Origin of the sequence: Microbacterium testaceum, from assembly GCF_003075375.1 — a bacterium.
GTDB classification, from domain to species: Bacteria; Actinomycetota; Actinomycetes; order Actinomycetales; family Microbacteriaceae; genus Microbacterium; species Microbacterium testaceum_E.
The window spans coordinates 1-8,358 of the sequence record NZ_QDFT01000069.1; the positions used below are offsets into that span (position 1 = coordinate 1).

Annotated in this window: 7 protein-coding genes and 1 tRNA gene; 3 read left to right on the forward strand and 5 right to left on the reverse strand. The window is 71.6% G+C overall.

The genetic code is table 11. The features are described 5' to 3' along the window. The first annotated feature begins 233 nt into the window (after nucleotides 1-233). Genes galE through DC432_RS15250 form a run of 3 tightly spaced genes read left to right on the forward strand, consistent with a single transcriptional unit; the run spans nucleotide 234 to nucleotide 2,923 of the window. Complete coding sequence (gene galE / locus DC432_RS15240; RefSeq protein ID WP_116538570.1) at nucleotides 234-1,262, forward strand: UDP-glucose 4-epimerase GalE; 1,029 nt, start codon at nucleotides 234-236, stop codon at nucleotides 1,260-1,262. Between the two features lie 60 nt (nucleotides 1,263-1,322). Continuing rightward, nucleotides 1,323-2,105 carry a FadR/GntR family transcriptional regulator gene (locus tag DC432_RS15245; RefSeq protein ID WP_116538571.1) on the forward strand — a complete coding sequence of 261 codons (783 nt, stop codon included), beginning with the start codon at nucleotides 1,323-1,325 and terminating at the stop codon, nucleotides 2,103-2,105. Then, the gene (locus DC432_RS15250; protein ID WP_116538572.1) at nucleotides 2,102-2,923 is read left to right on the forward strand and encodes a siderophore-interacting protein; all 822 of its coding nucleotides are present in this window, start codon (nucleotides 2,102-2,104) and stop codon (nucleotides 2,921-2,923) included. Before DC432_RS15245 ends, DC432_RS15250 begins: the two co-directional genes overlap by 4 nt. Nucleotides 2,924-2,956: 33 nt before the next feature. Here the strand turns inward: DC432_RS15250 and DC432_RS15255 are convergent, their stop codons facing one another. The 5 genes from DC432_RS15255 to DC432_RS15275 form a co-directional block, all read right to left on the reverse strand. Next, nucleotides 2,957-3,736: an HAD-IIB family hydrolase gene (locus tag DC432_RS15255; RefSeq protein ID WP_116538573.1), complete on the reverse strand. Its 780-nt coding sequence runs from the start codon at nucleotides 3,734-3,736 to the stop codon at nucleotides 2,957-2,959. A gap of 204 nt (nucleotides 3,737-3,940) precedes the next feature. After that, nucleotides 3,941-4,017, reverse strand: a tRNA-Pro gene (locus DC432_RS15260). A gap of 211 nt (nucleotides 4,018-4,228) precedes the next feature. After that, the gene (locus DC432_RS16655; protein ID WP_116538574.1) at nucleotides 4,229-5,761 is read right to left on the reverse strand and encodes a hypothetical protein; all 1,533 of its coding nucleotides are present in this window, start codon (nucleotides 5,759-5,761) and stop codon (nucleotides 4,229-4,231) included. A gap of 115 nt (nucleotides 5,762-5,876) precedes the next feature. Beyond that, complete coding sequence (locus tag DC432_RS15270) at nucleotides 5,877-6,803, reverse strand: metallophosphoesterase (protein ID WP_116538575.1); 927 nt, start codon at nucleotides 6,801-6,803, stop codon at nucleotides 5,877-5,879. Beyond that, nucleotides 6,800-8,358: PASTA domain-containing protein (locus DC432_RS15275; protein WP_116538576.1), on the reverse strand; the 1,559-nt coding region annotated here is incomplete at its 5' end. The genes DC432_RS15270 and DC432_RS15275, both read right to left, overlap by 4 nt.

Below are 8,358 nucleotides of genomic sequence, written 5' to 3' on the forward strand. Positions count from 1 at the left end.
CCCGCGTCCCGCCCGCCCGCCCGCGCGCGCCGCGCCCCGCCCTCGCGCGCCGTCGCGCCGCCCGCCCGGGCCGCGGTGGCGGCGAGACTGCACGCGGCTGACAAGTCGGTTGCAGGATGTCGCCGAGTTGTCCGCGGGATGCAGTCTCGCGGCGCCGTCTCGCGCGGCCGCGCACCGGGCCCGGGCCAGCGGACGGACCGGGCGATGTCGGCGGTGACCGATAGCCTGGGAGCATGCGCGTACTCCTGGCCGGCGGTGCCGGTTACATCGGAACCCACACCGCCGTCGCCCTGCTCGAGGCCGGTCACGACGTGGTCCTGCTCGACGACCTCTCGGGCACGCACGCCGTCGCCGCCGAGCGCGTCGAGCGGATCACCGGCAAGCCCGCCCCGCTGATCGTGGGCGACGCGGCCGACGAATCCGTGGTGGAGTCCGCGTTCGCACAGCACGGGCCCATCGACGCGATCATCCACCTCGCGGCCTTCAAGGCCGTGGGCGAGAGCACGCAGAAGCCGCTCGAGTACTACTCCAACAACCTCGACACGACCTTCGCCCTGCTGCGCGTCGGCATCGGTCACGGCATCCGTTCGTTCGTCTTCTCGAGCACCGGCACCGTCTACTCCGACCCCGCCGACCTGCCCTTCACCGAGGACTCGACGACGAGCGTCGACCTGTCGAACGCCTACAGCAAGTCCAAGCGCATGAACGAGGTCGTCCTCGCCGACGTGGCGCGCGTGAACCCCGAGCTCAACGTCACCGTGCTGCGCTACTTCAACCCGGTCGGCGCGCACCCCTCGGGCCTGATCGGCGAAGACCCCGCCGGCATCCCGAACAACCTCATGCCGTACGTCTCGCGCGTCGCGATCGGTTCGCTCGACGAGATCGGCGTGTTCGGCTCCGACTACGACACCCCCGACGGCACGGGTCTGCGCGACTACATCCACGTCGTCGACCTCGCCGAGGGGCACGTGGCAGCCCTCGAGAAGGCGCAGCCGGGTCACCAGGTGTTCAACCTCGGCACGGGCCGGCCGGTCAGCGTCCTCGAGCTCGTCGCGTCGTTCGAGAAGGCGGTCGGTCACGACCTGCCCAAGAAGATGCTGCCCCGTCGCCCCGGCGACGTCGCCGCGACGTACTGCGATCCGAGCAAGGCGGGCGAGGTGCTCGGCTGGTGCACACGCTTGTCGATCGACGACGCCTGCCGCGACTACTGGAACTGGCAGACCACCAACCCCGCGGGCTACGCAACCGTGTCCGAGGCGTGATCGCCACCCCCTAGGGTGATGTGGTCCGGCCACATCGTCGGCCGGACGGACGGAGGGGCCATGCCGAATAGCGAACCGCGGGCGTGGCAGGTGGTGCTCGCGCGCATCGAGGGCGACCTGCGCGACGGACGCCTGACCCCCGGCGAGCGGCTGACGCCCGAGCGCGAGCTCGCGGCGCAGCTCGGAGTGGGGCGGTCGAGCGTGCGCGAGGCCGTCCGCGTACTCGAGGTGCTCGGGGTCGTGCGCACCGCGACCGGCTCCGGACCGAACGCGGGCGCCATGATCGTGACGACGCCGCGGGGCGGGCTCGCGGCCTTCCTACGGCTGCAAGTCGCGGCCAACGGCTTCCCGCTCGCCGATGTCGTGCGCACCCGCGTGGTGCTGGAGTGCGACGTCGCCGAGCGGCTCGCGCGCACCGACGCGGATCTCGGCGAGGTGTCCGGCATCCTGGACGCGATGGATGCCGCCCCTCTCGCGCCCGAGGAGTTCCTCGCCCTCGACGCCCGGTTCCACCAGGCCCTGGCCGAGGCGTCCGGCAACGCCGTGGTGGCGGCCATGATGGCGGGGCTGCGCAGCTCGATCGAGGCGTACACGCAGGCGGGAGCGGCGCGTCTGTCGTCATGGCCCGAGATGGCCGATCGTCTGCGGGGGGAGCATCGCCGCATCCTCGACGCCGTCGCCCGGGGCGAGGCCGACACCGCGCGCGAATGCGTCCGCGCGCACATCACCGACTACTACACCGATGTCGCGCAGGCGCTGAGCCCGTCCGACGCCGACGACGCCGCGATCGGTGCGGCGGCGCGGGCGGCGGTGCGTGCGGCGACGACAGGAGACCCCTCATGACGGATCGTCCCGCGCGGCCCCCGCGCCCCCAGCACATCCTGCGCGTCGTCGCGACCGAGCGGCTCAGTCCGCATCTCGTCCGCGTCCGTGCCGTAGGGGAGCGCCTCGAGGCGTTCCGCGACAGCCCGCACACCGACGCCTACGTCAAGATCACCTTCGCCAAACCCGAGCTGGGGCTCGAGCCGCCCTACGACCTGGCGGCGTTGCGCGAGACCCTCGCGCCCGACGACCTGCCCGTGACCCGCACGTACACCGTGCGCGCGGTCGACGGCGACGAGATCACCATCGACTTCGTGGTGCACGGCGACGAGGGGCTGGCAGGCCCCTGGGCCGCTCGTGCGCAGCCGGGCGACCGGCTGGTGGTCTCGGGTCCCGGCGGCGGTTACGCCCCCGACCCCACCGCCGACTGGCACCTGTTCGTCGGTGACGAGTCGGCGATCCCGGCGATCGCGGCGTCGCTCGAAGCCCTGCCCCGGGATGCCGTGGGCGCGGCGTTCATCGAGGTCCAGGGGCCGGGGGAGCACGTCGAACTGGCGGCGCCCGCCGGGGTCGCCGTCAGGTGGGTGCACCGCGGTGACGCCGAAGCCGGAGCGACGCCGGTGCTCGTCGATGCGGTGGCGCAGTGGCATCCGCTCGATGGACGCGGCCAGGTCTTCGCGCACGGCGAGCGCGAAGCGATGAAGGCGATGCGCGACCTCGTCTTCACCCGATGGGGTCTGGCCCGTGAGCAGGTGTCGCTGTCGGGGTATTGGGCCTACGGGCGCACCGAGGACCGCTTCCAGGCCGAGAAGCGCGAGCCGATCGGCAAGATCCTCTGACGAGTCCCCTGGATCGGCCCGTGGCCGGACCGCTTACGCCTGCGCGCGCTCGGGCAGCGTCGGGACGAGCTTCTCGAGGAACGCGGCGGTGTCTTCCCAGCCGTGAACGGCCTGGCACTCGACACCCATGGCGAGCACGGGGTAGTCGTTGCCGTCGGGATCGAGGCGGTCGCCGACGAAGAGCATGTCATCGAGGGGGATGCCGGTGGCCTCGACGAGCTTGTTCATGCCGTAGGCCTTGTCGATCCCGCGGTGGGTGATGTCGACCGAGGTCGATCCGCCCGAGCGCACCTCGAGGTCGGGGATGCGGGCGGCCACGGCCTCGCGCAGGCTGTTCTTCTTCTCGCCGGTGGGGTCCCACGCCATCTTCGCCTCGAGGGGGGCGGACTGCCCCAGGGCCGAGAAGGTGATCTGCGAGCCGCGGTCCTCGAGGATCTCACCCCAGGGCTCGGCCTCCCACAGGCCCAGGCGCTCGGCCTCTTCGCGCACAGCGGTGAGGGCGCGGGTCTTCTCGTCGTCGGTCAGCGAGTGGGCGTAGACCGTCTCGACGCCGTCGGTCGAGAGCAGGTAGTACTGCGTTCCGCAGGTGGGCATGAGGTGGAAGTGCGACAGCAGCGCAGGGGACGCCTCGGGGAGCCGCTCGACCACCTGGCTGCGGAACTGCTGCAGCTGTCCACCCGAGATGATGGCCACCTCGACGCGCTCGGCGAGAGCGAGCAGCAGATCGCCGATGCGCGGGTCGATGGGCGACTTCGAGGGGGCCAGGGTGTCGTCCAGGTCGAAGGCGACGAGGCGGGGCGAGGCGTCGGACACGGTGCTCCTGTGAGGTGTGGTGGGTCGTCGCGCGGGCGCACGGTGTGCGGGCGGCGGCCCCGCACGGCATTCGTCGATGCGGCAGGGACGACATCGATTGTACGCGGGCCGGGGTGCGGTCCCCTGTCGTCCCGACCCGGGGACCGCCGGGGCGCAGAGCAGAAGGGCCCCTCACCGGAGTGAGGGGCCCTTCTGCTGATGCTCTGGTCGGGGTGACAGGATTTGAACCTGCGGCCTCGTCGTCCCGAACGACGCGCGCTACCAAGCTGCGCCACACCCCGTTGCAACTTGAAAAGTCTACCCTGTCCGGAGGGATGCTCCGAACCGTCGTGCGCGTCCGGGCGCGTCCGAGGTCGATCCGAGGCCGCTCCGATCGGTCAGCGAGCTCGTGCGGTTCCGGGAGGCGACGTCATCGCGGGGTGGATGCGCCCCGCAAAGGCGGTGTGATCGCCGGGCGCACGTGACCCGGGGTCGCGGGGCTCGCCGCCCCGCTCAGTGGCGCGGTGTCGAGCGCCTGCGGGCGACGACGAGCGCGATGAGCCCGGCGGCGAGCATGACACCGGCGATCCCTCCGACCCCCGCGACGGCCGCGCCGTCCTGCCCGGTGGCGGCCAGTGCAGCGGGTGCGGCGGGCGGCGGAGGGGGAGGCGTGGGCGTCGCCGACGGCGGAGGCGTGGGCGTGGGTGTCGGCGGCCGAGGCGTGGGTGCGGGCGGAGGCGGCACGTCGCGGGGCGGCGGCGGGACGAGCTGCTGCGTCTGCGTCGGTGAGGCGAAGCGTTCCTGCCAGCGGTACCCCGTCGGCAGGTGCGGGGCCGTCGCGGCATCCTGCTCGTCGCGAGTCACCCGCCAGACCGCGGTGTAGACGCCGGGGCCGGGGAGGGCCGGAGACGTCACCGTGTAGGTGCCCGCGCCCGAGGCGGGGTCCGTGCGCAGCTCGAGGGTCGCCACCGGTTTCAGGCCCGCCGGAACCTGCGGTGCCTCGGCCGGGAAGGAGCCGGTGCGGTAGATGTCCGCCGTGGCGCGGATGACGACGAGCGAACCGTCCTCGCGGCGGGGCCAGACCCCCTCGGACGCCGAGATCGAGACCGCGTCGATGAAGGCGCCGCCATCGATCGTCGCGGTCGTGGCGATGCGTGGCGAGAAGCGCACGGGCCGCGGGGCCGAGTCGGTCGCCGAGAGGGTGAAACGGGTCGGTTCAGCGGGACCGGCGGACTCCTGCTGTCCGGGGGTGGAGTAGAACCCGACGGCGGCCGAACGCAGGACGAAGCCCCCGGTGGCCTTGACGATGTACGGGCGCGCCTCGCCGTTCGCGGGCGGCGGCGCGATGATCTCGAACACCCCGCCGCCGCGCACGTCGCGGCGCTCGGCGCTGCCGCTGTCGGCGAAGACGGCACCCTCGAGGCGCAGTGTGCCCGTCGCCGCCGGATCGACGTCGACCGAGAGGGCTCCGCGGGTCGGGTCATCCGCTCGGGTGCTGAGCGACAGGGTGCCGCCGGGACGCGGAACGGGCACGGCCTGGGCCTCGGCGAGGTATCGCAGGGTGCGCTCCTGGATGGCCGCGCTGTTCTCGGGGCTGGCGCGCTGCATGATGTGGTTGATGGCGCCGGCGAGGTCGTTTCCGGTGTATCCCCACGAGTGCAGGGTGGTGTCGAGGTCGGCGATCGCCTTGACGGCCCAGCCGACGCTCGCCGCCTGGACGGGGTCGTCGGTCTGGCCGTAGGTGGTCACCAGGTGGTTGATCGACACGAGCTGCTGGGGGCTGAGCCCGTTGACCGTCGCGGTCGTGCCGTGCGCGGTCGTGGGCCCGACGGCCACGGGCAGGCCGGGATGGATGCAGTAGGTGTGCACGTCGCCCACCTTCATCGAGCCGTGCCATCCGGTGCGCGAGAGGGCGGCCCAGGTGCCGAAGCCGGTGCCGCGATCGGCGGCGTGCGCGGCGGGGGCGAGGGCGACGCCGCCGAGGAGGACGGCGAACGCCGCGATCGCGGCGAGGAGGCGTCGGCGGGGCGGGGGAGGGTGGTTCATACGGGAGTCCCTTCTGTCGAGGAGACTCGATCGTGCGCCACGGGGTCGCTCGAGAAACGGCTGAAGGCGCCGGTCCGTGAACGGATCGACGCCTTCGAGCAGTGGGGAGGACGCGTCAGCGCGGCAGCAGCGTGAGCATGGTCGCCTCGGGACGGCAGGCGAAGCGCACCGGCGCGTAGATCGAGTGCCCGAGCCCGGCGCTGACGTTCAGCGGCACCGTGCGGCCGTCGTGCGTCCATTCGCTCAGCCCGCGGGCCTGGTCGAGCGGCAGGTCGCAGTTCGACACGAGCGCCTTGCGGCTGAACGGGACGCGAACCTGTCCTCCGTGCGTGTGCCCCGCGATGAGCACGTCGGCGCCGAGGTCGGTGAACGTGTCGAGCGTGCGCCGGTACGGCGCGTGCATGACGCCGAGGGTGAGGTCGGCGGCATCCATTCTCTCGAGCAGCGGGGGGAGGAGTTCGGGATGGTCCCAGTTGCGGTGGGCGTCGTTCACCCCGAATGCCGTGACGCGCAGCCCCTTCACCTCGAGCGACACCGCGGTGTCGTCGAGGATGCTCCACCCGAGGTCGTCGGTGAGGAAGCGGTCCAGGGCCTCGACGTCGAGATGCTTGTGCTCGGGCTGATGACCCGAGGGCCCCAGGAAGTAGCGCAGAGGGTTGCGAGGCGACGGTTCCTGGTAGTCGTTCGAGCCGTGGACCGCGAGTCCCGGCACGCCCCGGAGCGAGGCGAAGGCGGAACGGATGCCGGTCAGACCGTCGCGGTGACCGAGGTTGTCGCCCGTGTTGACGACGAGGTCGGGCGAGAGCTCGGCGAGACGTGAGATCCACTCCTGCTTGCGGTGCTGCCACGGCGCCATGTGGGCGTCCGAGACATGCAGGACGCGCAGGGGGTCGGCGCCCTTCGGCAGCACGCGCAGGGCGTGGTACCGGACCGTGAACAGATAGCGCTCGACACCGACGCCCCAGACGGCGGCCCCGACAGCGGCCGCCCCCGCGACCCCGAGGGGTGCGAGGGCGGCCGTCGCGAGCGGGTGACGCGTCATCCGCAGGCCTTGGCGACGATCGACAGGACGATCGCGCTGTTCTTGTTGGCGGACGAACCGGCGGCCGGGTCGGTCGCGGTCACCTGGCCCTCGGCGGGAGCGTTGGGCTCCGCCACGCACGGGCCGAGCGACAGGTTGGTGTACCCGGCCGCGTTCAGGGCGCCGCGGGCCGCGTTGACGGTCTGGCCGACCACGTTCGGCACGGTGCCGCCCTGGCCGTTGCCGGGGCTCAGCGTGATGAGCGAGCCGGCGGGGGCGGACCCGGCGCCGGGGCTCTGCGCGGCGACCGTGTCGGGACCCGAGGTCGAGTCGATCTGGTCACCGATGCTGACGCGGAAGCCGGCGTTCTGCAGCGTCGAGCGCGCCGCGTCGATGCTTTGGCCCACGACGTTCGGCAGGTCGCGCTGCTGCGTACGCAGCAGGTTCGACGCGGGGTCGGGGAAGCGGTCTCCGCCGTAGAACTCATCCGACGCCCGCTGCGTGTCCGCGGCGAGCACGTACCGGATGTCGGACAGCTGACGGCCGCCCCAGTACTTGCCGAACAGGTCCTCGGTGCCCTCGAAGTTGCCGACCCACGCGGCGGTGGTGGTGTTGGTGGACGACTCGATCATCCACGTCTGCCAGCCCTCGTGCGTACCGGTCTTACCGATCACGGGGGTCCCGTCGAAGGGGTTGCCGGAGCGACCCGTTCCGCCGCTGGCCATGACGCCCTGCAGGGCGTAGGCGGCCGTCGCCGAGATCTCGGGCGTCAGCGCGGTCGAACAGGTGCGCTCGGGGATGGCCCGCTCGGATCCGTCGTTGGCGGTCACCTTGTCGATGACCTTCGGCTGGCAGAGCGTTCCGCCGTTGGCCACCGTGGCATAGGCGCCGGCCATCGCGATGGGCGAGACGTTGTCGCTGCCGATCACGTTGTTGGCGTACTGCATCGTGATGTCGCTGCCGTCGCCCTTGGTGACGCCCAGCTTCTTCGCCGTCTTGGCGATGTCGCACAGGTCGAGCTCGGCGGCCATCTGCAGGTAGCCGGTGTTCAGCGAGTCCCGTGTGAACTGCATCGGCGTCCCGACGTAACCGGAGTTGTTCGCGAAGTTGTTGATGCGCGCGTTGTCCTTGTTGACGTAGTTGCCGGTGCACGAGTTGGTCATGTTGGGCACGGGACCCATCCGACCGTTCAGCGTCTCGTTGAGGGAGTGGCCCTTCTCGAGCCAGTCCACGAGGGTGAAGAGCTTGAAGGTCGATCCGGCGTTGAAGCCGATCGAACCGCCGTTGGTGCTGTCGCCGGCGAACACCACCGAGTTGTAGGACGGGTCGGCCTCAGCCTGACCCGGGTCCTGGGTGAACTTGGTGTTCTGGGCGATCGCGAGGATGCGACCGGTCTTGGACTCTGTGCTCACGATGGTCGAGCCGAACTTCGTGTTGTTGAAGCTCTGCGGCGCGTTCTCGTTCATCGAGTTCTGCGCGGCATCCTGCACGCGCCAGTCCAGCGTGGTCTGAATGGTCAGACCGTCCTGACGCAGTGCGCGCACGCGGTCGTCGATCTCGTCGCCGAAGGCGGGGT